Annotated in this window: 24 protein-coding genes and 1 pseudogene; 13 read left to right on the forward strand and 12 right to left on the reverse strand. The window is 59.4% G+C overall.

The genetic code is table 11. The features are described 5' to 3' along the window. Positions 1-358: 358 nt before the first annotated feature. Positions 359-1,765 (forward strand): tyrosine-type recombinase/integrase, encoded by a 1,407-nt coding sequence (locus tag AC0L2F_RS33690; RefSeq protein WP_063993401.1) that lies wholly within the window; start codon positions 359-361, stop codon positions 1,763-1,765. A 189-nt stretch (positions 1,766-1,954) separates the two neighbouring features. Here the strand turns inward: AC0L2F_RS33690 and AC0L2F_RS33695 are convergent, their stop codons facing one another. Further along, positions 1,955-2,611 (reverse strand): response regulator transcription factor, encoded by a 657-nt coding sequence (locus tag AC0L2F_RS33695; protein ID WP_256375647.1) that lies wholly within the window; start codon positions 2,609-2,611, stop codon positions 1,955-1,957. A 711-nt stretch (positions 2,612-3,322) separates the two neighbouring features. Here AC0L2F_RS33695 and AC0L2F_RS33700 point away from each other — a divergent pair. The 4 genes and pseudogenes from AC0L2F_RS33700 to AC0L2F_RS33715 all read left to right on the forward strand — a co-directional run bounded on the left by AC0L2F_RS33700 (position 3,323) and on the right by AC0L2F_RS33715 (position 6,611). Further along, positions 3,323-5,197 carry a sensor histidine kinase gene (locus AC0L2F_RS33700; protein WP_473251309.1) on the forward strand — a complete coding sequence of 625 codons (1,875 nt, stop codon included), beginning with the start codon at positions 3,323-3,325 and terminating at the stop codon, positions 5,195-5,197. Positions 5,198-5,212: 15 nt separating this feature from the next. Then, positions 5,213-5,452 (forward strand): annotated as a pseudogene (locus AC0L2F_RS33705) (hypothetical protein); the annotation flags it as partial. A 320-nt stretch (positions 5,453-5,772) separates the two neighbouring features. After that, positions 5,773-6,234, forward strand: coding sequence for a hypothetical protein (locus AC0L2F_RS33710; protein ID WP_063993405.1), 462 nt, complete (start codon positions 5,773-5,775; stop codon positions 6,232-6,234). Positions 6,235-6,416: 182 nt separating this feature from the next. After that, positions 6,417-6,611, forward strand: coding sequence for a hypothetical protein (locus AC0L2F_RS33715; RefSeq protein ID WP_156526772.1), 195 nt, complete (start codon positions 6,417-6,419; stop codon positions 6,609-6,611). A gap of 60 nt (positions 6,612-6,671) precedes the next feature. Here the strand turns inward: AC0L2F_RS33715 and AC0L2F_RS33720 are convergent, their stop codons facing one another. Then, positions 6,672-6,935: a hypothetical protein gene (locus AC0L2F_RS33720; protein ID WP_084777334.1), complete on the reverse strand. Its 264-nt coding sequence runs from the start codon at positions 6,933-6,935 to the stop codon at positions 6,672-6,674. A 764-nt stretch (positions 6,936-7,699) separates the two neighbouring features. Here AC0L2F_RS33720 and AC0L2F_RS33725 point away from each other — a divergent pair. Next, positions 7,700-9,661: a hybrid sensor histidine kinase/response regulator gene (locus tag AC0L2F_RS33725; RefSeq protein WP_063993407.1), complete on the forward strand. Its 1,962-nt coding sequence runs from the start codon at positions 7,700-7,702 to the stop codon at positions 9,659-9,661. 474 nt (positions 9,662-10,135) lie between these two features. Further along, entirely contained in the window at positions 10,136-10,480 is a 345-nt protein-coding gene (locus tag AC0L2F_RS33730) for a response regulator (RefSeq protein WP_063996625.1), read from the forward strand. On the opposite strand, the gene AC0L2F_RS33735 is transcribed toward AC0L2F_RS33730, so the two are convergent. Then, positions 10,477-10,821, reverse strand: a complete 345-nt coding sequence (locus AC0L2F_RS33735) for a response regulator (RefSeq protein WP_063996624.1) — start codon at positions 10,819-10,821, stop codon at positions 10,477-10,479. The two genes, AC0L2F_RS33730 and AC0L2F_RS33735, sit on opposite strands and share 4 nt — an antisense overlap. A 159-nt stretch (positions 10,822-10,980) precedes the next feature. Here AC0L2F_RS33735 and AC0L2F_RS33740 point away from each other — a divergent pair, with 159 nt between their 5' ends. Next, positions 10,981-11,268, forward strand: coding sequence for a hypothetical protein (locus AC0L2F_RS33740; RefSeq protein ID WP_063993408.1), 288 nt, complete (start codon positions 10,981-10,983; stop codon positions 11,266-11,268). 146 nt (positions 11,269-11,414) lie between these two features. Here AC0L2F_RS33740 and AC0L2F_RS33745 read toward each other — a convergent pair whose 3' ends face one another. The 7 genes from AC0L2F_RS33745 to AC0L2F_RS33775 form a co-directional block, all read right to left on the reverse strand. Continuing rightward, a complete protein-coding gene (locus tag AC0L2F_RS33745) occupies positions 11,415-11,633 on the reverse strand; it encodes a DUF6894 family protein (protein ID WP_063993409.1) in 219 nt (72 codons plus the stop codon). A gap of 804 nt (positions 11,634-12,437) precedes the next feature. Further along, the gene (locus tag AC0L2F_RS33750) at positions 12,438-12,758 is read right to left on the reverse strand and encodes a Cif family virulence factor (RefSeq protein ID WP_156526774.1); all 321 of its coding nucleotides are present in this window, start codon (positions 12,756-12,758) and stop codon (positions 12,438-12,440) included. A 52-nt stretch (positions 12,759-12,810) separates the two neighbouring features. Further along, a complete protein-coding gene (locus tag AC0L2F_RS33755) occupies positions 12,811-13,101 on the reverse strand; it encodes a hypothetical protein (protein WP_156526775.1) in 291 nt (96 codons plus the stop codon). After that, a complete protein-coding gene (locus AC0L2F_RS33760; protein WP_156526776.1) occupies positions 13,098-13,454 on the reverse strand; it encodes a hypothetical protein in 357 nt (118 codons plus the stop codon). The genes AC0L2F_RS33755 and AC0L2F_RS33760 overlap by 4 nt, the downstream gene beginning before the upstream one ends. Positions 13,455-14,823: 1,369 nt before the next feature. Beyond that, positions 14,824-14,982: a hypothetical protein gene (locus AC0L2F_RS33765; RefSeq protein ID WP_156526777.1), complete on the reverse strand. Its 159-nt coding sequence runs from the start codon at positions 14,980-14,982 to the stop codon at positions 14,824-14,826. 445 nt (positions 14,983-15,427) lie between these two features. Beyond that, the gene (locus AC0L2F_RS33770; RefSeq protein ID WP_084777337.1) at positions 15,428-16,036 is read right to left on the reverse strand and encodes a phasin family protein; all 609 of its coding nucleotides are present in this window, start codon (positions 16,034-16,036) and stop codon (positions 15,428-15,430) included. 347 nt (positions 16,037-16,383) lie between these two features. Next, positions 16,384-16,542 (reverse strand): hypothetical protein, encoded by a 159-nt coding sequence (locus AC0L2F_RS33775; protein ID WP_473251310.1) that lies wholly within the window; start codon positions 16,540-16,542, stop codon positions 16,384-16,386. A gap of 404 nt (positions 16,543-16,946) precedes the next feature. Here AC0L2F_RS33775 and AC0L2F_RS33780 point away from each other — a divergent pair, with 404 nt between their 5' ends. Continuing rightward, entirely contained in the window at positions 16,947-17,240 is a 294-nt protein-coding gene (locus AC0L2F_RS33780) for a PilZ domain-containing protein (protein ID WP_156526779.1), read from the forward strand. Here the strand turns inward: AC0L2F_RS33780 and AC0L2F_RS33785 are convergent. Then, the gene (locus AC0L2F_RS33785) at positions 17,227-17,676 is read right to left on the reverse strand and encodes a VRR-NUC domain-containing protein (RefSeq protein ID WP_063993415.1); all 450 of its coding nucleotides are present in this window, start codon (positions 17,674-17,676) and stop codon (positions 17,227-17,229) included. The genes AC0L2F_RS33780 and AC0L2F_RS33785 overlap by 14 nt on opposite strands. Positions 17,677-17,850: 174 nt before the next feature. Between AC0L2F_RS33785 and AC0L2F_RS33790 the strand changes: the two genes are divergently transcribed. Beyond that, positions 17,851-18,132 (forward strand): hypothetical protein, encoded by a 282-nt coding sequence (locus AC0L2F_RS33790; RefSeq protein ID WP_063993416.1) that lies wholly within the window; start codon positions 17,851-17,853, stop codon positions 18,130-18,132. Between the two features lie 581 nt (positions 18,133-18,713). Here AC0L2F_RS33790 and AC0L2F_RS33795 read toward each other — a convergent pair. Beyond that, entirely contained in the window at positions 18,714-19,952 is a 1,239-nt protein-coding gene (locus AC0L2F_RS33795; RefSeq protein ID WP_156526780.1) for a methyl-accepting chemotaxis protein, read from the reverse strand. Positions 19,953-20,244: 292 nt separating this feature from the next. On the opposite strand from AC0L2F_RS33795, the gene AC0L2F_RS33800 reads away from it, so the two are divergent. The 3 genes from AC0L2F_RS33800 to AC0L2F_RS33810 are packed head-to-tail and all read left to right on the forward strand — an operon-like array spanning position 20,245 to position 22,666. Further along, entirely contained in the window at positions 20,245-20,586 is a 342-nt protein-coding gene (locus tag AC0L2F_RS33800; protein ID WP_063993418.1) for a hypothetical protein, read from the forward strand. Between the two features lie 2 nt (positions 20,587-20,588). Then, the gene (locus AC0L2F_RS33805) at positions 20,589-21,821 is read left to right on the forward strand and encodes a dicarboxylate/amino acid:cation symporter (RefSeq protein ID WP_473251311.1); all 1,233 of its coding nucleotides are present in this window, start codon (positions 20,589-20,591) and stop codon (positions 21,819-21,821) included. Then, entirely contained in the window at positions 21,818-22,666 is an 849-nt protein-coding gene (locus AC0L2F_RS33810) for a substrate-binding periplasmic protein (RefSeq protein ID WP_063993420.1), read from the forward strand. Before AC0L2F_RS33805 ends, AC0L2F_RS33810 begins: the two co-directional genes overlap by 4 nt. The last annotated feature ends 36 nt before the right edge of the window (positions 22,667-22,702 follow it).

Consider the following 22,702-nt stretch of genomic DNA (forward strand, 5'->3'; position numbering starts at 1 on the left):
CGCGATGGTTGGACGGCTTATGCCGTGCTCTCCCGGGAGCCGAACTTTCCTTCTGGCCTCCCTCACTTCCGCGAATTGGATGATGCTGTCTGCCCGGTTGGGCTCGCACACACCTCCGCGACAACTTGACCGTAGCAACGACGGCCAGGACCACACGTCTATATTTTGGCATTCGGTGAAACACGCCGAAACTAACAAAAGGCTTCAAAACAAGCGCTTTTCGACTACCCTGATGCAGGCTGTTTCAGCTGGCTTCACCAAATTAAGGGCCCGGCCCTAAGCCTTTCAGCGTCCGCACGACAAACTGAAAGCCTTCAAGCCGAGCCCTTTGGTCCCAAGCCTTAGGAGCCGAAACCACATGGATACTACCATTGTCCCCTCCCCCGTCGGCAAGCGGGGCCGCAACAGCAGCGTCATCCTGACCGACCGCCTGTGCGAGAAGCGGGTCCCCAAGAGGACCAAACTCTACGACCGGAAGTGCCCTGGTCTCTACGTCAGCGTCACTGAGGCGGGCGCGGCGACCTTCTCCTTCAAATTCACCGACAGGGAGACTGGGAAGCAGCGCACCGGCTGGCTCGGCGTCTACAATCCCCAGACTTTTACGGTCGAGGACGCCCGCAGCATGGTCTACGGCCTTAAGGGATTGGGTGCCGAGGCCCTCGCCGGGAGTTTCCGCGACCAGAAGGCCAAGGCGGCAAAGCGCGGCAAGACAGTCGCCGAGATCATTGAGGAGCGGATCGACTGGATGAAGACGCTAGTCAAGAAGCCGGATGGCGAGATGCGGCCCCGGCTGGAGGCTTGGGTAAATACGGCGAGCCATCTGCGCCGCTTCCTCGGTGTCCGGCTTGGTAAAACACTCGCGGGTGATGTCACGAAGCATGACATCGCGACGCTATCGAACGACATCGTCGCGGGGAAGTTCGGCAAGCCCTCCGTCAGCAACGCACGCCATATGCGCAAGGCGGCTTCGGGGCTGTTCAACTGGGCGGCGGAGGCGGGCCGCGACTATGTGACAGCCAGCCCCTGCGTCAACCTGCCGAAGCTCGATCCGGAACACCCGCGCACCCGAGTCTTGTCTGAGGACGAGATCCGCACGTTTTGGCATGGCCTCGACCGCAATAATCTGCCCTATGACCGCCGCACCCGCCTCGCGCTCAAATTCGAGCTGGTGACCATGCTGCGATCACGCGAACTGCTCGGTGCACGCCGGGATGAGCTATTCGACCTCGACGGCGACAACCCGCGTTTCGACGTGCCCCTCAAGCGGGTGAAGAAGCGGCGGGTGATCCAGCAGCCGTTGTCCGATCTCGCGGTTAAAATCATCAAGGAGGCGCTGGCGTCCGCAGACCAGCGGTTTGTGTTCGAAAGCCCGATGTACAAGTGCCAGCCGATTCACCGTAAGGCGATGGCCGACGCATTGCGTGGCACGAAGCACGAAAAGAACAAAGACAAGACCAAGACCGCCGGCCTGTGCGAACTGCTCGGCCTCAAGCCGTTCACGCCTCACGACCTCCGCCGGACGGCAGCGACCCTAGCGGGTGACCTTGGTTTCGACGACGCTGCCATCGCCAAATGCCTTGACCACGCCGTGACGAAGAAGGGCGACACCGTCGTGCCGACGGTCACGGGCAAGGTCTACAACCACTCTCAACGAATGAAAGAAAAGCGCGCGGTTTTGGACGGCGTCGCCGCCGAGCTGCGGCGGATCGTCGGCGGGCCTCTGTGCAACGCCCTGGAGCAGAAGGGGCCACGACCGGCCGCCTGATTGCATCATTCCATCCGACTCCACGCCCGGTTACAACTCTCTCGAGCGCTGGGCGCGATCTTGGCGCCAATTAGTACCCGGAATAATCATAGCTGAGTGATACGCGATCCTCTGCGAAAGACCGACTTCTCTTGCTCTCAGAATCATCCTGATCTTGAATCGCGACTCACGTTCCAAGAAAAGGGGGTACTAGGTCGTCGGTTGGTCATCGGTTGGCCCCTTCAAAACGTCGATCCGCTCAGCCTGCGAAACAAGCTCGGCCAAGCTCTGAACCTGCATCTTCTCCATCACCATGTGGCGATGGGCCTTGATGGTCCGCTCGGTCGCTCCCAACGCGTGTGCGATCTGCTTGTTGAGTTTGCCGCGAATGACCAGTTCGAAAACCTGCCGCTCGCGCGGCGTCAGCCTAGCGAGGCGAGCGCGGATGCCGTCCAAGGCGCTCTGCTGATCGCGCCATGCTCGCTGATCTGCGAGCGCCTTCTCAAGGGCGCGAAGCAGTTCGTCGCTTTGTACAGGCTTATTGAGAAAGTCGTGCGCGCCTGCCTTCAGCGTCCGCACGACGGTCGGAGTGTCGGCATAACCAGTGAGAAAAACGATCGGGAGTGTTGAGCCAAGTTCCTTCAGCCGTTTTTGCAGAGCCGGACCGTCCAAGCCTGGCATCTGCACATCGAGAACGAGGCAACTTGGTTCGTTGCCGGTCGGTAGGTGGTCCAGCAACTGCTGGGCGGAAGCATAGGTCACCACGTCGTAACCGGCCTGCTTCAAACGACGCTCCATCGCCGTCCGGAGTGACTGATCGTCGTCAACAATGTGGATGCGCCCCCGGCTGTGCCCCGGCTCTACCACTTTAGCCTCTAAGCTCCGTCAGACTGCCCGCCCCGCGCGGACGACAATAGCCGCCACCGGGATGAAGCGGTGACAGCTTCTTATCGATCGCACGCAACACAAGTCCCAGAAAGGACGAGGCCCATGATGATCGGGCACGGTGAATGGAAAGTTAACTCCGAGACGATGCGAGCTCGACCGTCGAAAGGATGGCGACCCTCCGCGCGCCGCGCAAAAGGTATTGCCGGCCCTGTAGGAAGCCGCGCGGAACGCCGGACCCGGCTATTGAGCATATTCAGGTTTTTGTTTTTCTGGTTGCACATGTTGAAATTGCGTTTTGAAAGGTCTCGAGGAATGCGGCGCCCTGATGTGTTCGAGGCGGCGATGGAAGGCCGGGGCGTCTTGATCTGGCGTAGCGCCAGGGGTTTGCTGCTGCGTTCGTGCGGGCGGCGCTGCGCCTGGACGGGCTTGCGTGGCTCCGCGGCGGGGCAAATATCCACCGCTCTCGCGTCCGGCCGATCCGGCCGCCTTCGCACTCTCGGAAGCGACATGGCCGCGCTGAGGCAAGCGGGCGATGCCGATGGCGGGGCGAGGCGGAGACGCGGCAATGACCGGCTGCGGCCTGAAGCCCATGCCGCTCGCAGCCGCAGCATCCCTGATCATCGACCTCGTTTTTCGCCTATTAATCATCCACTGGAGCCGATACGCTCGTGCTGTCCGATGGGGACTAGGATGCGTTTCTGGCTGGCTGCCGTATCAAGACGATCTTGTTTCGCGCGATCCCTCACCGCCGCGTTGACCATCTCAATATTGCTGGCGCTGCTGGGTCAAAGTCAGGCGGCTGATCCGGCGCCCAAGCGGGTAATGATGCTGCATTCATTCGGTCTTCGCTTTAGGCCGTGGACTGATTATTCCGAAGCCCTTCGCGCTGAGTTAAGCCGACGGGCATCCATCGAGTTTCAAGATTTCTCGCTCCTGAATGCGCGGCGAAATAGCGACAAATCAGACGCTCCGTTCGTCGAGTATCTTCGCACCCTCAATATTGACCAGCCGCCCGATCTGATCATGGCCATCGGCGCCCCTGCGGCCAACTTCGTGCAGGCGCACCGCAAAGACCTCTTTCCAACGACGCCCATGCTGTACACTCTGGTAGAGCGACGCCGCGTGGACTTCGATAAATTGACCAAGTACGATACTGTCGTGGCGATCACGAACGACGATCCCGTTTTCTTTGAAAATATCCTGCACGTCCTGCCTCAAACAACGACCATTGCCATCGTTGTCGGTGCTTCGCCGAGCGAAACGTGGTGGCGTAACGAGGTCGCCAAGTCCACCGCGCGGTTCGCGGATCGTGTGCAATTTCGATGGTACAATGAACTTTCCTTCGAAGAAATGCTCAAGGATGCGAGCAACCTTCCGCCGCACAGCGCGATTTTCTGGATCGGATTGAATGTCGATGCGGCGGGAGTGGCGTACGAGGGTAACAGTGCGTTCTCCCGGTTTTACCGCGAAGCCAACGCACCGATTTTTTTTCACGACGAAGCCTTTTTTGGAGAGGGCATCGTCGGTGGACCAATGCAACTCGTCGCCAGACAAAGCAAGCAGGCGGCGGAAGTCGCGCTCCGCATCCTTGGCGGCGAAAATGTTGCCTACATCAAGCCGACGTTTGTTCCGCTGGCCGCGCCTATGTTCGACTGGCGGCAAATGCAGCGGTGGGGAATTGCCGAGAGCAGTCTGCCGCCCGGCAGCACCATCCACTTCCGCGAGCCATCGGCGTGGGAGCGGTATTGGTGGCAAATCGCGCTGACTACTGCGATCATTCTCGCGCAGACCGGACTTATCGCGGCTCTGCTGCGCGAGCATCGTCGGCGTCAATTCGCCGAAGTGCAGTCGCGGCAACGCATGACGGAACTTGCCCATGTCAACCGCTTCTCGACGGCTGGCGAACTGACCGCCTCGATTGCTCACGAAATTAACCAGCCGCTCGCCGCTATTCTCACCAACACCGAGACGGCGCGGGCGATCTTGAAGTCTCCAAACCCCGACATCAACGAACTGGATGCAATCTTGGGCGACATTCTAGGCGACGACCAGCGCGCCACCGAAGTGATCCGCCGGATGCGCAGCCTGCTGAAAAAGGCTCCGTTCGAACTGAAGCAATTCGACCTCAACGAAGTCGTGCGAGAGACGATCAGTTTTTTTTCGGCGCTGGCGGTCGGTCGAAAATTCCAGTTGGTCAGCGCGATCACGCCGGATGCGCTTCCGGTTCTCGGCGACCGCATTCAACTTCAACAGGTGATCTTGAACCTTGTCGTGAACGGGATCGACGCGATGAAGGATACGCCAATCGAAGACCGCGTGATCAGCATTCGCACTTCGCGCGTCGAAGAGTTTGCCCAGCTATCCGTGTCTGACCGCGGCCACGGCATTCCCGAAGACAAACTGAAAGAGGTCTTCGAGCCGTTCTATACCAGCAAGGCGGAAGGCATGGGCATGGGACTGTCCATCGCGCGCACCATTATTGAGGCGCACAATGGTCAGATTTCGGCAAGAAATCGGGATCACAGCGGCGCGACGTTCCGGATCAGGCTTCCTCTTGTTGGTTGAACTAAATCGGTGACGAAGGCGATGCCCGTGATCCCGACGACCGACGAAGAGTGGGACTTGTGGATGCGGGCACCCTGGGATGAAGCCAAGGCATTGCAACGACCGCTGGCGGATGACGCGCTCAGAAACGAAACGGCGATGCGCGAAGCGCTCAGACCTCGCTGCCAAGTCCGCTTCCAGCTTCGCCGCAGTTTAGGCGACTTACTTCCCTTCCGATTTTACGACGAGAGCAAGGCTCTCAAGTTGGTTTGCTAGCGCGGTCCAGCTACGCGAGATGCTCAACAACAACGTCCTTTGGCGGTCGGAATTTCTCGGATTAGCTCCAAGAATTTTGTGGTGTGCGGCGTACGCTCTGCACTGTTCGACTGTAGGCATTGAGGCCCCCTTCACCCAGCCTCGCGGCCCTTGCAGTGATGAGGGCAAACATTATGCTCTGCTTGCAGTTCCAACCTCTAACGGCTCTTGCCGAGACCGTCAGGCTGTCCAAGCGGACACTTTGTCGGGCACCCGACTTATAACGTAAGGCTGGTGCATCACGCACTGCCAGCGGCCTAGGGACGGGACGGATCTCCAGCATGACAAACTTGAAATCGAGAGCCCTCTATTTGCTTCTTCTCTTGGGCCAACTGACAGGAGCGCTCTTTATTATCTTGGACGGACTGCCCGAATTTAGACATTTGGTAACCCATCCAGGTGAGCAGCTGCCGTTCGAACGTTCCGACAATCTTGCAGCGCCAATCATGGTTGTTGTGATGCAAATCGCCTATTGGTATCGGCTGCAACGCGTTCCGCTTCCCCCTCAGCGCTCCAATCCCATCTTAAGTCACCTGTTCCTGTTTCTAGGGCGCCTTGCTTTCATTTTCGGTGGGTCGCTGTTCGGCGTCGTGTTCTTCAGACATTTGCCCGAGATCAATCAAGGTGCCGATCTTTGGCTCATGTCCCGACGCGGGCTGCAACTCGTAGCGTCACTGTTTGCCCTATTCTGTGTCACGCTTGAACTCGAACGACTGGGGCGTGCGCTTGGAGGCAGCCAGTAGGCCGCGGTCGCAGCTGCATTGGCACAAGGTGCACTAGCCAAGCACTGGGATTGTGCTTGTCTGGGGTGCGCCTCGCCGATCTTTCCAGCCCCCAAGCTTCCTAAGCTTGGCGAGAACGTAGAAGGCCCCGGCGTGGTCAGCAGCCTTGTCGGGGCCTGCTAACGCGAGAGACAGCCGAGACGATGGACGCAGAGGAAGATCGCCAACGGGGTTTGGAGCTGGGGCGCCGATGGGCGGAGCATGCTTCAGCACATGAGCTTGCGACCATGGTCAGCGGCTCGTTCGATGATCTCAGCGAGATACTGCCAGAGGACGTGTCCGACTATTTCGTCGGCGGCTTTCGCGAAGGCGTGTTGCACGTCTGGCGCGGCGCTTAGGCTCCCAGCAACACGGGGGCGCTAGGTCCGGGAAACCGAAGCGCCCGTATGCAAACTGTCTTACCGCCGAACACCGACGCGATTGACGCCGCCATTCATATTGCCACCAGCGTTGTGACGGACAGCGGCACGCGCCACAGGGCGAGGCCTGAGCACGACGCCTGCCCGGGCAACGCACCCGCCAGGATATCCAACGTAGGTGCAGTACACGACCGCGCTGGCTGGCGCTGCATTCAGCGTGAGGCCTGCAAGCCCCAACAGAACGCTAGCAGCAATCCCGGCTACTGTTGCTGACTTGATCGAAAGACGCTTCCTCGAATGCATGGCGGCTCCTCGCGCACTTGTGGAACTGAAAGATGATTGGAGCCGTCACGATGCGGCTCAACAGAGCGTGGGCATCCCTGGAGTCGCTCACGTTGACCTAGATCAACGGAGCCCAGTTCGGCGCTATCGGTTGTTCCAGCCCCCGTTCCGGCCATGGCTCAATGAAGACAGACGGACGCTCGCGCTTGATCTAGCTCAACGCATCCTGTGGTCGTGCAGAGAGCGTGGTGGCGTGAAATCACCCGTCAAAAAAGCGTCGGTAAAAGGCGCCGGCTGTCGCGCACAGAACTGGCGCGCCGGATCATCACCGACTACGCCGACCAGTTGCGGGCCATCATCAAGCAACTCCGCCGCCGCCTGCATTAGCCCTAATCGGTCTGAGGCCGGAGATTGATCACGGCACCAACGCCTCCATCGCCGGGTGTGAGCGGTTCTCGACCTTGATCCATTGTTCGCTGCGGCCGGCGCGGTACCAGCTGTCGCGATGCTTCGACACCAGCCCTCAAGGCCAAGCTGGCAGACGTGGCGGAATAGGTCCGGGCCGACCTCGCCCTGCTCGAACGCGCGAGCTGGATGCCGTCGACCGGGCGCGCCAGCAGCCGCGCGAGGTTGGTCTTGCGCAGGCTCCAGGGCGACTTGCTCAGGATCTTCATTCAGCCATTCGACCGAGCGTTGCCTTGTGTCATCATCCTATACTCTCCCGTTCCGGAACCATATGCTGTCTGTGCAGTTGTTCGCTAATCCCCGCCAATGGAGCCCACGATTTGCAAAGCCCTCGGTCAAAGCTTGACGGGATCGGAGATACCGCGCGACTTCAATTGCTCATCGACGCAATCGTGGACTACGCCATCTACATGCTCGACTTGGACGGCACCGTCCGCAGCTGGAACTCTGGTGCCCAGCGATTGAAGGGCTACTCGCCTGATGAAATCATCGGCAAGTCGTTCGCCTCGTTTTATACCCCCGAAGATCGTATCAAAGAGTTGCCACAGCGCGCCTTGAGCGTTGCTGCCCAAGAAGGCCGCTTTAACGCTGAAGGATGGAGAGTCCGCAAAAACGGGAGTCGGTTCTGGGCCTCTGTGATCATTGACGCTGTCCGTAATGACGGCGGTGAACTTATTGGCTTTGCCAAAGTCACGCGAGACATCACCGAGCGGCAGCAAGCCCTCGAAGAACTTCTCCACAGTGAGCGGCGTTACCGCCAGCTAATTGAAGCCGTGGTCGATTACGCGATTTTCCAGCTGGACCCGCTTGGAAACGTGACGACCTGGAATCCCGGAGCGCAGCGAATCAAAGGCTACGCGCCGTCAGAAATCATCGGCCGACACTTTAGCGCGTTTTATACTCCCGAGGATCTCGAACTCGGAGTGCCGAAGCGAGCGCTTGCCGAAGCCGCGGAACATGGCCGCTTCGAAGCGGAGGGATGGCGAGTACGCAAAGATGGCTCCCGCTTTTGGGCGTCAGTCATCATTGATCGCATCACGGATGAGGCTGGAAACGTCGTTGGATATGCAAAGGTCACGCGCGACGTTACGGACCGGAAGAAGGCCGAGGAGGAGTTAAAGCACGTCCAGCACCAACTGGCGGCATCTCAAAAACTCGAAGCCGTGGGGCAACTCAGCGGTGGTATCGCGCACGACTTCAACAATCTGCTCATGATCGTTCTTGGCAACCTCGAAACAGCTGAACGGCATGCCAAGTTAGCCGGACCCAACCTGAACCGTGCTCTCGCAAACGCGAAGCGAGGCGCGCAGAGAGCCGCGGCTTTGACCAGTCGCTTGCTCGCGTTTTCTCGACGGCAGGCGCTGGATCCTAAACCGGTGAATGTCAACAATTACATCACTGGCCTTCAGGAATTCCTGCAACGCACGCTCGGAGAGCGCATAGAAGTCCAGACCGTCGGGAGTGCGGGACTATGGCAAATCGAAGCGGACGCCAATCATCTGGAGTCAGCCATCGTCAACCTCGCGATCAACGCTCGCGATGCCATGCCTGAAGGCGGCAAGTTGACCTTGGAAGCTGCCAACATCTCCGCTGACGAGGATTACTGCCGTCTCAATCCTGAGCTAGCGCCTGGGCAATACGTCGCCATTTGCGTGAGTGACACGGGAGGCGGAATGTCGCCAGACGTTCTCAGTCACGCCTTTGAACCCTTCTTTACTACGAAAGATCCGGGCCACGGCACGGGTCTTGGACTTAGCCAGGTCTATGGCTTCGTCAAACAGTCGGGAGGTCACGCAAAGATCTATACCGAGGTGGGGCAAGGCACCACGATCAAGATGTACTTTCCACGCTTCACCGGGAACGCACGACCGGAGGAAATCGTACCTGAGGAACGCGCAGAGGGTGAGATTTACGAGACGATTCTCGTCGTCGAGGATGACGAAGATCTCCGGGCCTATATTTCTGACGTCCTGCGCGATCTCAATTACCGCGTCCTTACGGCTCGCAGTGCTCAAGCCGCTCTGACTATTCTTCTTCAGGACGACTCCAAGGTGGACCTTCTCTTGACGGACGTTGTCATGCCAGGAATCAACGGACGCGAACTTGGAAGGCGCGCGCATCAAATTCGACCAAACCTAAAGGTCCTGTACATGACGGGGTATTCGCGCAATGCCGTCGTCCATCAAGGCAGGTTGGACGAAGGCGTAAATCTGCTGGAGAAACCAATTTCCCAAGCAAAACTCGCGTTGCGCGTGAGGGAAGTTCTCGACCAGAATGAATGACCTGACTGGCGATGCCTGGCTAACCTACGACGAGAGAAATAAAGTTCTAGCTCGATCTGAACCGTCAATTAGGCGGCTGCAACCCGGGAGATGTTAGCCACTCGCTCATATGCGAACCGGTTTCCGCTTGCCGAGCCTTTCGGATCAGTTCTTCGCGGGCAGCACCTGGAGGAAGTTGCAAGGCCTCCTCGCGAAGACGCTTCGCTTCCTGGCTGAGCCGTACTTCAAGGGAGGTAGATTGGATAATCCTGTTTCGCTGGGCCATTCTCGTTTCCCAATCGATACACTGGGGCGTAACGTACAAAGTTAGTTCCGGTTCCGTCAAAGGTCGGGGTTGCGCCGTGAGCCAGCCGCTCACAGCTCCCGTCCGGTGTTCTACTGGTGAGCATCGCTTGCATCGATGGCTTTCAACCACAAAGGAATTACATCCGGAACCTCTCAACTTCACGTATGTTAAAACGGAGAGGTTCTTTCATGACCCATACAGTTCTGGTCGTCGATGATGATGCCGACGTGCTCGACGTGATCGCGAGTATGCTCGAAGACATTGGTTGCGACGTGGTATGCGCACACAGCGGCGATGAAGCTCTGGAAACGTTGGCGCGCCAGCAAAACATTTCGATCTTGATCACCGACATCAACATGCCCAACATGGATGGCCATGAACTGGCGGAGCGTGCCACGCGCATTCGTCCGACGCTCAAGGTTCTTCAGCTATCTGGCCGCGAGCGGAGGCGTGATGGCTTCCCGATGCTCAGGAAGCCGTTCTCTGAAGAAGACCTCGCGCGCGTGATGCAACAGACGACTGGCGTTTGTTAACGCAACAGAGTGGCTAAGCAGCGTTCAAGCTCCTCGATTGTGAAGGGCTTTTGAAGGACCGGATAATTCCGAAATCCTTCCGGCACGCCGTCCGCCCCATATCCGCTCGCAAACGCAAACGGAACGCTTTTGCTTTGCAGCGCCTCCGCGATGGAGACAGAACTATCGTCGCCAAGCTGGATGTCGAGGATGGCGGCATCAGCGCCCGGCCGAGAACTGAGCAAAAGCCCACTGTGCAAATCGTTAACCTCCCCAGCGACGCTATGACCTAGCTCGACGAGCATGTCCGCTATCATCATGCGTATGAGCGCTTCATCCTCGATCAGAAGCACAGATGCCATAACACTACCCCCGCCCGCATTGTACCCGGTTACCAATCCCAAGCTATGCTGCCTTAACATGGCTCTGGGCTGGCCTGGATGTCCAGTATCATTGCGCCTGCAAAACATTCGTGTGACCGTACTTGGCCCACGGCTGACCGATGCCCAATAGTGAGATCAATGACCGTTTTCTCGGGATCCGTATTCGCAATGGACGTTGACGGCAAAGCTACGTTCGCCTTCGAGGCGAAGAATTTCTCCGAGGCCTTCGAGTTATGCAAAGAGGACTGGGTTCGTGAGGACCTGATCACGATGACATCGAACGGCGTCCCGCTTTGCTCCTCCACGGCGAAGTTGACAATTCGCAGAGCCGATGAAGCCGAGATTATCATCTATCGAGACGTCGCTATCCAAGCTCAGAATGAAGACTTGGTCCTAGCATATCTTGTCGATTTGGACCGCGCTTAACGCGCAACGGCTCGAAAGCGGGTGTCGAGGCGAGCGTAGCTCGGCGTTCGGCTAACACCAGCTGATGTCAATGACCGAAACTCGCAAGAGCGAAAAGCCACAGCCGACGTGCTCCCACTGTGGAATTGCTTTAGGATTGGAGAACCTCAAAAACGACCACAGCGGCGGAGCACCACACGATGTGCAGCGTCTCTAACTTCGATCTTTGTCGCCGAACTCTTTAGCTCGTCCGCATCATGCAGGATAGCTTCACCTAGAGCGACCAGGGCTTGCTTTCCTGCCGCGCGCAGATCCGGCAGGTCGATGCCTTCGTCGTCGATGATAATCCCGCCAACATGGTGAACGTCGAAGTAAAAACGTGGCATGGGGTTCAAATCGGCGCTGTGCCGGATGGTTCCTAGCGTCGCGCCGGGCCGCCCGGATCTCGCGTGGCCGTCCGCTCACTGTAGGAGAGCAGGTTTTCTCGTTGCGCGGTCGCCTCCGCCCGGGCCATCGCTGCATTCGTACGGGCAAGGCGGAGAAGGGTACGTTGTTCGCTCAGAGCGAGGCGAAGCGCACGGGCCTCGTTGCGCACCCTGCGGCTCTCCTCTCGCGCAACTTTGGCCTCGGTGAATATCGAATCGATCATGCGCCACCATGGCGCGGATGGGGGTTTCTGCATTTAAGTAAGTTATGGCAGCATGCCGCGAGCTGTCGAAGGCGCGTGCTTGGCCTAGTCGAAGTTCCATCGCCGCATGCCACATTCGCATTTGTTCCAGTATAGCATGGCGTTCGCGGCGAAGTCGGATCGAGGTATCTATCGCTCGTTGCGCTCGATCTAAGAGCTCGAGGGTTTCACTGCGGAACGGCAGGGCCATGACGTGTGCTCCCGTTGAGGCGGGAGCACAACTGGTCTCTCAGGCACCGACGCCTATGGACAAGCCTCTGGCCGGCGATGCTTAACGGTGCGCCACATCGGAGGGTACTGCAATCGAATACGCACTCTCTCAGAAGTGCAGCTTTTGGCGGAGCTTCCTGATCAGTTCGCGGAGGTTTGCGGCATAGTCCTCGATGATGCGCCTCCTAGACCGGTTGCTTGTGGCAGGTCGGCTAAGGGCCACAAGCAGGCATGCCAAATGATCAGCCCCCGCTCAAGCCTAGCGCGCGCACCGGTGAAGTTCACTCGGGCCTCAAAGGACCGCACTGGCAATGGACGATCTTGCCACGAGCTTTGAACGTGAACGAAGCCTGCTCGCGACGCCGTCCGGCACAGCGTAGCAGATCACGACATCCCCGCCGTTTGTCGTCAGCGCAGCCAGCGCGCCCGCGGGCTTTTCGGCAAAACGCTGGCGCCAATACTTGCATAGCGCGGCTCGGCCGACCGTGCTCTGGCCATGGCAGTTGCATTCCAGCGCGGCATTGCCCGCGTACAGATCGATGATTGAAATGTCGCGCGCTCGGTAGGCATCAAGCCAATCAAGGGCCGCGCCCATCGGGTCAAAGGAACTCATGTCCTGGTCTTGCCTACCCACGGCTTAGCGAAGCGACAAGTTGGGTGTCCCTTCAGGGGCTCGTCGATGGAGCGTTTCCGCTGGCGATCCTCGCGCTCTCCTGGCGCTCAACCGATGCAAGGAGATCGAGTTGGCTCGCCAGCACTAGATAAGCATTGGAAACGCTAAGAAGGACATTGGCCAAGCGCGTCGATTTCTCGCTGTTGGCGCGTTCTCGGTATTGTTCGGCGATCTGCCGGTATTCCTCGGAGTTGAGCATCAATCCCCCAAAAGAATCGCAACTCAGGGCTTTGTTCTTCGTTCCTAGATTGAGGACGCCGCCTATGATTTTCGGCCGCCTCATGCTCTCTCGTCTAAGCTCGCTTTCAAAATGATCAGCCCAGCCTTACTCAGGCGCATGCGGATGGTTGTGGATGCAGACATCGCGACCGCCGTCTCTCGCTCGTCCTCGATCAGTTCGTTCGCGAGGAGTTTCCAGAGCACGCGCGGCGAGACGCCATTGCGCTCGCTCTTCCAAGCGCTGCCGTCCGGCCCGTATGTGCGAAATACTTTCTGGTCATTGGTCGCGATCATCGCGCGACGAACCGCAGGCGTGAGGTTGAATCTCTTCTGCTCTGACTGCTGCATCAAGCAAGCAAGAAAGGAAAAGCCAGTTGTTTTGTGTTGATTCAGATCAAAACGACCGCTTTCGGTCATAAGCGGTCCTGCACCGGCTGCTCGCAGCAGGTCAGCTATGGGCCACAGCGGAAGGCACTTGCGGGCTAAGAAACAGTCGCCCACTAAGGCGGCCTTAATTGTAGAGCCGCCGTCGCAGCTCCTTGATAACCTCGCGATGCGCCTCAATGTATTCTAGGAGTGCTTTGCGGCGTTCTTGATCTGGACTTCTGCGGCGCCTCGCTCAATCCGTTCGAGGGCGCCTCGGCATCCGCTAAGGTTTCCACTGCCACCTCCTTGGAGAGGAGGCCCCGGAGTGCCTAGGAGCCCAGGGCCATAACCTCAGCAGCCCTTCGAAAAGGTCGTTCGGTTACGTCTACAATTTACCAAGGTTTCGACCTGAGCTTGAGCCAGCTTCAACGGAACCGCCGACGAAACAGCTTTAGTTTCAGGAGGTCCGCATCGGGCGTTTCAACAATTCGCTCCATCATTGCGCCTCAGGCCTGTCTTCCTGGTCATCGGGCCATCGTACTCGGCCAATAATACGAACTGGCTCGCCAGCGTGCTGAAGGTACGCGCAATGTTCTTAAGCAGCGTGGCTTCGTTGGATGCGAGGCCCCGTACCCGCGCTCGCGTGCGGTACTGACTAGCAAACTTTCGGTATTCGCTTGCACTGAGCATTCTACCCCCAACCTTAGCAGGCGAAAGACTGCCATGCCCGGATTTTAAGGGTCTATGCACTTTGTGCCAAGCGTACCTTTGGGGAAGTCTGCCGGTTGATTATCGAATGTCCGCTGCGGGCCGATTTTGTTGCAAAAGTCGGTTGAGACAAGTCACGAACCGTGATTCCGTTGTGTTGACGCGAATCTCGGCGAGGTCGATCCATGATGGGCCGTCTGAAGAGTGACCAAGGTCAACTGTTCTACGAGTTTCGTCTTGGCGACGCGATACCCGAAGATCATCTGCTGTCCCGGATCATTCGGCATTCTCGCGCGCCCGCAACGAGGGCTTCCGTGATGGAGATGTCACAGAGACGTAGACCTATAAGACGCTTGTAGAATCGCTCTATGCTGGCTCAGCCAAACCTTACGGGGAAAGCAGGGAATGGTTAGGCCCGGCGCGTCTTACCGGACAAGGACGCGTCGGGCCGCGAGTGCGTAACGCGCATTAAAGGCTGACGGCGCCTTGCCTTGGCGAATACGGCTCGGCTAACGAGCGTTCGGGTCGCAATTGCGGCGGCTTGCCGTTACTGAAATCCGGCCTGACATCAGACCCCCGGTTGCCGCATCCGCCGGAAACAAACCGCGGCTCGATATCAGACAAACACCCCCACCCCGCATACGGACAGCCCGGACAGCGAATTAATGCACCACGGAGCCGCGCTGACGATCGGCGAGCGCCGCAAGCCGGCCTATTCCTGACTGCGCGGCCCCGGGAAGGGAACGACCACGCCATCGGCCGCTCGGATCACCGCCTGGGCCATCGGCAGAGGATCGAACCCGATATCCGCGACCGCGCCGGCGACGCCCTGTCGCTCCATCTCGGCGACGATCGCCTCGACCACGTTCATCAGCGTCGGCGGCGCTCTCGGTCATGGATCTTGCCCTCGGTGATACGAGACCATCGTACCACGCCTGTCGTGGGTAGCGAGCGCTCCGCGCTACCGACTCATCACCGCGTGGGTGTTGGTGACTAGCTCCGGCTGCTTCACAAGCAAGGCCGCGATGCCGACCAGAAGCAGCATCGCGGCGACCATGATGCACTTTCTGTCATCTATGGGAGCCAATGCCGGCCGCGAGGTCTCGTTCCCCATGGGTTTTGTTCGGCCTGTCCACAGCAGGCCGATTAGGACCTGACCTAGGCCGTGAGCCAATAATCCCCCGGGCTGACGCCGCACCAGAGTCCGCTATGGCTCGGCAACTGACGTATTGCTGCACCGGCACAACGACGCTATGGGCCAACACGCGGCATTGCCCTTGCAGAGAGCCATGGAGCCGGACGCCGGTTAAGGCAGTTTATTCTCCAACTTTTTTTCCAGAATTTCGGATGCCTTCCATGTTCTCTTCGATCCTCTTGCGAACCACCTCGAAGGCCTCTCTCTGATATTTGGAACCCATCTCCGCAAGTTCGCGCATGTTAGCCAAGGCCTTTTCGAAACCCTCTTGGGCGAGTTCCATTCGGCTCATGGCGTCAACCCGGCCAGCATCGGCAATTACTTTCTTCATCGTCTCCAGGAGGATTTCTGCTTGCCTGTGAATGAGGCGATGCGACCCCTCGAAAGCGATCCTATTCGCCTCGGCGAGAGCTTGGATATTCTTCTGTTCACGGTCCACAAGGGCCGCGAAGTCGACGCCTGGAAGTCGGAACTGGCTCATAAGTTCGGTCAAGTCAAAAAACGGCATCTCGCCGGCCGTGCCCGGTCCAATTGGTCTGCTCTCGTTGAGCGCGGTGCCCTGTTCAGTTCGTGTGCTGTTGTCGGACGCTGTGCCCTGTTCAGTTGGTTTGCTGTTGTTGGACGCGGTGCTCTGCTCAATTGGTTTGCTGTTGTTGGACGCGGTGCTCGTTTTCCGTCTGCTGTGCTCGGACACCGTGCCTTTTTTCCTCCGTTTGCTGTCCTTGGACATGATGTTTCCCCTTTTCGGGTTGGTCGGCCGTCCCCGCGAGTTAGTCGCTTAAACGAACCATCCGCCAACGCGCCCAATTTCAGCGTGCCTACGTTTGATCCAAATCAACAGCGCGGCGCCGCGGAAATCTGGCAATGGTCCTGCGGCTTCTAACCCGGCTCAAACTCTGGCGAGCATCGCAACGACTCGGCGCCGTCGTTCGAGGCGGCTCGCGTGGCGGTCGGGATGTTCGATGCACCAATATCTCACGAACTTGCGCACGCCGGCGACCACGGCCGTGTGAAGTCACGACGGAGCGGTGCGCAAGGTTGGCGAACCCCGCAGCCTTGCCGAAGGTCCGCGCAGCCCTACTTCTCCAGATCGAGTAACAGCGGCGGCGCCCAAGGGCACTGTACCGCCGGTTGCTCTGGCCTTTTGGCCTGCGCTTTTTCGATGCGATCAAGTTCGCGGACGATGACGGCGAGTTCGGTCTCGATTTCGGACATGCGTTTTTGGCTGATGGGCACGGTGACGCTCCTCGGTTGGGTTGCAGCCACCGCACTTTGCTACCGCGAAAGGATTGCCTCGCATAAGTGTCCCATGGGGCATTGTCCAATGGTGCATCCTTCTCGAAACGGGACACCCGCGTCCTGTCCCATGGGACAATGGAAAGCGCCGCCACGATATCGATAATCGATGCTGGTTCGAGCGTCAGCCCGAGGCTCGGGCTAACCAGCCTCCAAGCCCCGGCCTGACCCACACCCCCAACCCCAAGGCCGGGGCTTTTTTCCCCGACTACGCGAGACGCTCGCTATGCCCGACCGTTTAAAAAAGTTAGCAGTCCCTACTTTTAAAAGCAGCGCGACGGCCTACGCTGCTCCGGTTGCCGACTCGAAGTTTTCCACGCTGGTTTAATTTCGGAGATGTTGCGATGTTTGAACGTCGAGCGCTCAAACGCATTGAACTGAACCAACTCGCGTTGGTCCACGTCGACGGTGTTCGCGGGGTTCATCCCTGCCTGGTGATGGACATCCACCGTGAAGGGGCCAAACTTCATTCATCCACGCATCACACTGTCGCCTACAATTTTGCGCTGTCACTGGATGGCTTCAAGACGACGCGACATTGCCGTGTGCTGTGGCGGGACGGAAATACCTGCGGTGTTAAATTTATCGACCGAGGCGGCGTCATTGCCGGCGGTCTTAATCAGGTCACTGCAACGTAAACCGATCCCGCAAAACACCGAGCGATTTGAGCCAGGCAATCGCGACGTCGACGCTGTCGGTGCACAGATAATCGAACCCGCAGCCGACCAAGTGATCGCGCATCGCGGCTTGCGCGTCCGACAGTCGGCCCGAGCCACGGCGTTTCAATTCGAGAAACACCATCTGCCGATCGGGTCCGGCGAATTGCAGATCGGGCCAGCCGGCGACGACGCCGAGCCGCCGCAAGCGGCCCGCGGTCGACGGATCGCGACGCTCACCGTTCGGGACATGGCAGAACCGCAAGCGCGGATCGATCCACCGCCTGACGATGTCGACCAGGAAGGCTTGCGAGGCGAATTCAGTCGGCGCCGGCGGCCTGATGCCGCGCTGCCAGCGCGACTTGAACAGCGATAACTGAGGAAACGATGCCGCTGGCGCCTCCGATAAAAGCAGCAATTGCTTCTCGAAGGCCGCGAAGAGCTGACTATTATATTCGACATGGCCGCTTTAACCGTGATTTTTGTTTTCGATACTGGCGACGTTTGGAGAGCGGTATCCTTAGCGCCGATTGAAAAAGGCTGTTCCTTGAAGTGCCAAAGCCAGCGCGGGCCACGGTGAGAGGATTGGCGCATGATCAAGTGTTACACAGATGGCCTGTTATTCTTTCAAGGCCGAGAATTGCGCATTGCTGCTTACGGCGTTAGCCGGACACACGCCCAAATCCATGCTGAGGGGTTGGGTCTGCTTCCGATACAGTTCTACATTACGTTCGACGGCTTTCTTACAGTTGCAAAAAGTCGACTGGTGTGGAGATGGCAGGACGACATCAGTGTCGTCTTTGAACGGTGGCTGGATATTCGTCAGGGCACCGCGATCGAAGATCAGGACGACGTCTGGCTCCCCAAATTCTGAGCAGTTCGACGAGGTTGGCGCGAGGCGCGGAGCTGGCGGCGATGGTGGGTGGCACAAACTGCATAGACGCCCGCTCGTGGCGGGCGCATCATACTACCCGGTTGGCGTGTATCGGGGGACACCATGATCAGCTTGACCCGCGTTTTTGACATCGCCGTGCTCGCGTTGGGCACGTTCAACGTCGTGCTGGTGGGAATGCTTATCCTTTCCTTCTGAGGTGCCCTCGGGCCGTCTCGTGCTGGCGAGTAGCCCGCCGCCCTGCGCCTCAATTCCACCATCCGACTGAGGCCCAGGTTGTCTGTGTTGCCGGCGTATCGTCGCATGTGACGGTTTTCGATCCCGGACCGGCGCGCGACGAAGCGGAGCCGAAGGCCCGGAGAGAACCCCATCAAACCGGGCCTTTGCGCTCCAAAGGAATAGTTAACCGCTCCGACAGACGGTGAGCGTAGGTCAGCGGCCTCGCCGGATCGTTAGTAGCCGTGCCCGTTCGGGCACCCGAGCTGACTGCTCCCCGAAGTCAGCCGCGATGATTCGGCGAAAGCCAGTTTCGCCGGCGAGATACTCGACGAGTTAGACTTGGTTTAGGCCGCCACATTCGACAAGAAACGATCGACGGACGACCGCAGCTGGGCTGCCTGGTTCGACAAATCGTGCGCTGTGGCGAGCACCAGGCCGGCGGATTTGTTGGTATTTTCCGTCGCTTCGGCCGATCCTGCGATGCTGCGCGCGACCACGGCAGTCCCGGCCGCGGCCTGGCCGATGCTCTGCGAAATTTCGGTTGCCGCCTCGTTTTGCGCCGTCACCGCGGTGGTTAGCGTGACGGTAAAACTGTCGATGTCGACCATGATGGTGGCGATGGCGCCGACATTTTCGACCGCCTGCCGGGTCGCCGACTGCACCTCCGCGATCTGGGCAGAGATTTCTTCGGTTGCCTTCGCGGTTTGGGTCGCAAGCGCCTTCACTTCCGAAGCGACCACTGCAAAGCCGCGACCGGCCTCGCCGGCCCGCGCCGCCTCGATCGTTGCGTTGAGCGCCAACAGATTGGTCTGACCGGCAATGGTACGGATAAAGCCGACGACCTCGTCGATCTGCTGCGTCGCATTCGCCAGCACTTCGATGGTCTGGTTGGCGGTGCTCGCCATGGTGAACGCGCGCTGCACGATCGCGACGGCGTCCTGAACTTTTGACTTTACCCCCTGCACGGACTCGCCGAGCTGGCCTGCGGCGGTTGCCACCATCTGAACGTTGGCCGAGGTTTGGTCCGCAGTTGATGCGGCCTCGGTCGACTGCCGGCCGGCCGCCCGCGCAATCGAGGACAGGGTTTGCGCGGTCTCGGTCAACGTGCCCGTCATCCGGTCGGTATTGGCAAGCGCAGTGGTGAAGGTTGAACGAAACGCCTCGATCTCGGCTTCGATCCGCTGCCGCCGGCTCACCTGCTCGGCATGGGTCTGATCCTTACCGGATATCAGGGCAAGTTCGTCGTCCTTGCGCGCCTTCAGGCTCGCCTGCATCACTGCCAGCGACTTAAGCAGGCGGCCGAGTTCGTCGCGGCGCCGGACCTCGATATGGTCAGTGAGATTTCCGGCGGCGACCCGTTCGGCGACGTGCATGGCCGCGAACACCGGCCGACTCAGCGAATAGGCGAAGTCGGCCGCGATGAGCAAGCCGACCAGCGCCGTGCCGATTGCGAGCGCCAGCATGGTAGAATGGGCCTGGGCAACGGCAGCTTCCGCCTCCGTGCGAAATTCGAAGCCGTAAGCGGCGACCATTTCGACGAGATCGTCGACCGCTGCGATGGTGTCGGCACCCAGTTGCGCCACCACGAATGTCGTCGGGATTTCGGTCAGGCCGCCGGCCTGCTGCTTAAGGATCTTCAGGCCCGCACTGGACCAGTCGCGCAGCCGGCTCCGCGACCCGCCCGCGCGGCATGATCTGATGCACGTCCAGCGGCCTGCTTGGCGAGCGGCACTTTGCGTTTGATGCGCCTCGTTGACATGTATCAATCGAGTGCCTGGTTTTTATCGTCCACCATACAGAGCCGGTTGTCTGGGCACGTCTCATGCTTGCCAAGTGAGTGAGGCATTAGCTTCTTTTTTTCTGGGAGAATGACCTATGATGAAGTGTATCATGGTAATTGGCGCCGTAATGCTTCTCTCCACACCGGTCGCGATGGCACGATCAGTTGGCGCCTGTGCGGCCGACATCAAGGCAAAATGTGCTGAAATCAAGCCCGGAGGTGGCCGCATTGAGGACTGCGTGAAAGCACACGCCGCAGAATTTTCCAGCGCGTGTAAGGCACGGCTTGCGCGGGTCGCCGAGATCAGCAAAGCGTGCACGACCGATGTGAAGGAAAGCTGCCCTGGTAAGGAACGAAGTTGCATTCTGAACAGCATTGGCAGCGTCAAAGACCAATGCAAGGAGGCGCTCGGTAAGTCAGTGGCCGGGACGAAATAGAAGTGCTGCGTCAAGTTCTGAGAATCGTCACGCATCCGGCGACCATCATCGCAGGGGTCGTATCCGGCTTGCTGTTCGGCTTCTATCTGCCCGAGCAGGCCCATGCGCTGGTGCCGTTCGCGAAACTTTACGTCGCCCTGTTGTCGATGAGCATGCTGCCCATCCTCGTGACGGCGCTCACCTGGGGCATCGGACAGATGTTGCGCAACGCGACAACCCGCGCGCTCTTCCCGCGCATGGCTTTGTCCTATTTGCTGCTGCTCATGATTCCGAGCGCGTCGGCAGTACTGGTGTGCGTCGGTCTCAGCCCCGGCGAAAGCTTGGGCGAGGGCGCCGCCGCGGCGCTCGGCCAGCAGCTTGCGAGCGAGCCGGCGGTCGAATCCGGCGGTCCGATTATGGCCTTCCTGCAGGGCATGGTGCCGCCCAACATCTTCGCTGCGCTGTCGGGGGCGCAGTTCATCAGCATCGTTTTTTTCTGCATTCTGCTGGGACTGGCGCTCGGCGTCGTCAAGTCCTCCGGTGCGGACGATACGCTGCGGATCCTGAACGCCCTCTACGAGGCAATCGCGACCATCTTCCACTGGGTGCTGATCCCGCTGCCGTTTGGCCTCTTCGTTCTCGGCGCAGCACACGTCGCGGAAGCCGATCGGGAGTTGCTGGGAGCGCTGGTGCGCTACGTGGGCTACTTCTACCTGGCCGGACTGGTGGCGGTAGCTGGGCTGACGGCGGTTCTGTCGATCGTGTGCCGCAAGGCGCCCTGGCGTGTGCTGTCCGACCTGAGCCAGCCGCTTGTCATCGCCTTTGCCACCGACAATCCACTGGCCGCACTGTATTCTGCGATCGAAGCACTGCAGGAGCGGTTCGGCGTAGACCGCCGCATCGTAGATACGGTGACACCGTTTGGCGTCCTCGCCAATCAGCACGGCCAGGTGTTGCTGTTGACCTTTACCGTGCTTTTTCTCGCGCAAGTCTTCGGCGTTTCGCTTGGCGCGGCCGCGATAGTCATCGTCGCGGTTTCGTGCCTGATCTCGGGCGCCGCGGCAGTCGGAGGCGGGCCGGCGCTGGCGACGATCCTCGCGCCGATCCTGTTGAATGCGAAGATCCCTGACGCGCTGGCGGTAGTGGTGCTGGCGACGACGCAGCCCGCGGTAGCGCCGCTGGTCTCGCTGTTGACCGTGCTGGGTACGGCCGCGCTGACCGTCATCACAGCGAAGCCGAGGAAAAAATGCACATGAATGCGAGACTCTGGCGCATATGGGTGATGGGCGCATTGCTTGCGTTGGCGATACGGCCGCCGGCGCTATCCGCCACGGCGGCGCTTTCGAGCTTTCCGGATCTCCGCCAAGTGCAGGAGCGTGGCGTACTCCACGTCGGGCTGGTCGCGAAGGACATTCCGCCGCTGCTGATCACCGGAAGCGACGGTCAGCCTGCCGGCATCGAGGTTGCCATGGCCAGCGGCTTGGCGAGGCGTCTGGGGGTCAAGCTCCAGTTTGTGCGCACTGCCGCGACCCATGATGAGCTGGTAACCCAGGTAGCTGCCGGCGAAGTAGACGTTGCGGTGTCTTCTGTCACGCGGACCATTGAGCGGGCCAAAATGGTGCGCTTTTCGCGCCCCTACCTGACCCAGTCGGTGGCCGTCGCGTTGAACCGGGTGCGTGCGTTGCAGGAGAACGTGGCCTGTCCGGACACGCCTGCCGATGCGGCGGCACTGGCGTCGCGGCCGGGCGGACTCGGTGTCACGCGCGGCGGCGCCTATGAACAGGCGCTGCGAAACCAAGACAAGAAGATCAATCCGGTCGTCTTTGACACCGGAACGGAACTCTATGCGGCCTTGGAAGCTGACAGGCTACTCGCCGGTCTTGGTGGCGAGATCGAGTTGCGCGAGTTGTTCGCCCGGCACCCGGCGGCTCGTATCAAGCTAAAGCTTTGCCTTGTGGGCGAGCAGAAGGACCAGATCGCCATTGCCGTGCGGCCCGACTCACCCAATCTCGCCACATGGATCGATGTCGTTCTGGACAGTGTCGGCTTGCAGCTGAAGCCCAGTGGCATCTTCGACCTGGGAACGGACTGGAGCTTCTGAGCGGCAAGTCGATTAGGCAATCTGACCGCGAGTTCT

The organism is Bradyrhizobium sp. Ken64, from assembly GCF_055807555.1.

Bases quoted from the DNA above. Each gene is read 5' to 3' on its own strand.
- AC0L2F_RS33730 (WP_063996625.1), top strand. From the start codon at position 10,136: ATGACCCATACAGTTCTGGTCGTCGATGATGATGCCGACGTGCTCGAC.
- AC0L2F_RS33800 (WP_063993418.1), top strand. From the start codon at position 20,245: ATGATGAAGTGTATCATGGTAATTGGCGCCGTAATGCTTCTCTCCACA.
- AC0L2F_RS33710 (WP_063993405.1), top strand. From the start codon at position 5,773: ATGACAAACTTGAAATCGAGAGCCCTCTATTTGCTTCTTCTCTTGGGC.
- AC0L2F_RS33750 (WP_156526774.1), bottom strand. From the start codon at position 12,758: ATGAGTTCCTTTGACCCGATGGGCGCGGCCCTTGATTGGCTTGATGCC.
- AC0L2F_RS33765 (WP_156526777.1), bottom strand. From the start codon at position 14,982: ATGAACGTGGTCGAGGCGATCGTCGCCGAGATGGAGCGACAGGGCGTC.
- AC0L2F_RS33715 (WP_156526772.1), top strand. From the start codon at position 6,417: ATGGACGCAGAGGAAGATCGCCAACGGGGTTTGGAGCTGGGGCGCCGA.
- AC0L2F_RS33810 (WP_063993420.1), top strand. From the start codon at position 21,818: ATGAATGCGAGACTCTGGCGCATATGGGTGATGGGCGCATTGCTTGCG.
- AC0L2F_RS33760 (WP_156526776.1), bottom strand. From the start codon at position 13,454: ATGACCGAAAGCGGTCGTTTTGATCTGAATCAACACAAAACAACTGGC.
- AC0L2F_RS33720 (WP_084777334.1), bottom strand. From the start codon at position 6,935: ATGCATTCGAGGAAGCGTCTTTCGATCAAGTCAGCAACAGTAGCCGGG.
- AC0L2F_RS33755 (WP_156526775.1), bottom strand. From the start codon at position 13,101: ATGAGGCGGCCGAAAATCATAGGCGGCGTCCTCAATCTAGGAACGAAG.
- AC0L2F_RS33745 (WP_063993409.1), bottom strand. From the start codon at position 11,633: ATGCCACGTTTTTACTTCGACGTTCACCATGTTGGCGGGATTATCATC.
- AC0L2F_RS33690 (WP_063993401.1), top strand. From the start codon at position 359: ATGGATACTACCATTGTCCCCTCCCCCGTCGGCAAGCGGGGCCGCAAC.
- AC0L2F_RS33740 (WP_063993408.1), top strand. From the start codon at position 10,981: ATGACCGTTTTCTCGGGATCCGTATTCGCAATGGACGTTGACGGCAAA.
- AC0L2F_RS33700 (WP_473251309.1), top strand. From the start codon at position 3,323: ATGCGTTTCTGGCTGGCTGCCGTATCAAGACGATCTTGTTTCGCGCGA.
- AC0L2F_RS33735 (WP_063996624.1), bottom strand. From the start codon at position 10,821: ATGGCATCTGTGCTTCTGATCGAGGATGAAGCGCTCATACGCATGATG.
- AC0L2F_RS33790 (WP_063993416.1), top strand. From the start codon at position 17,851: ATGATCAAGTGTTACACAGATGGCCTGTTATTCTTTCAAGGCCGAGAA.
- AC0L2F_RS33780 (WP_156526779.1), top strand. From the start codon at position 16,947: ATGTTTGAACGTCGAGCGCTCAAACGCATTGAACTGAACCAACTCGCG.
- AC0L2F_RS33770 (WP_084777337.1), bottom strand. From the start codon at position 16,036: ATGTCCAAGGACAGCAAACGGAGGAAAAAAGGCACGGTGTCCGAGCAC.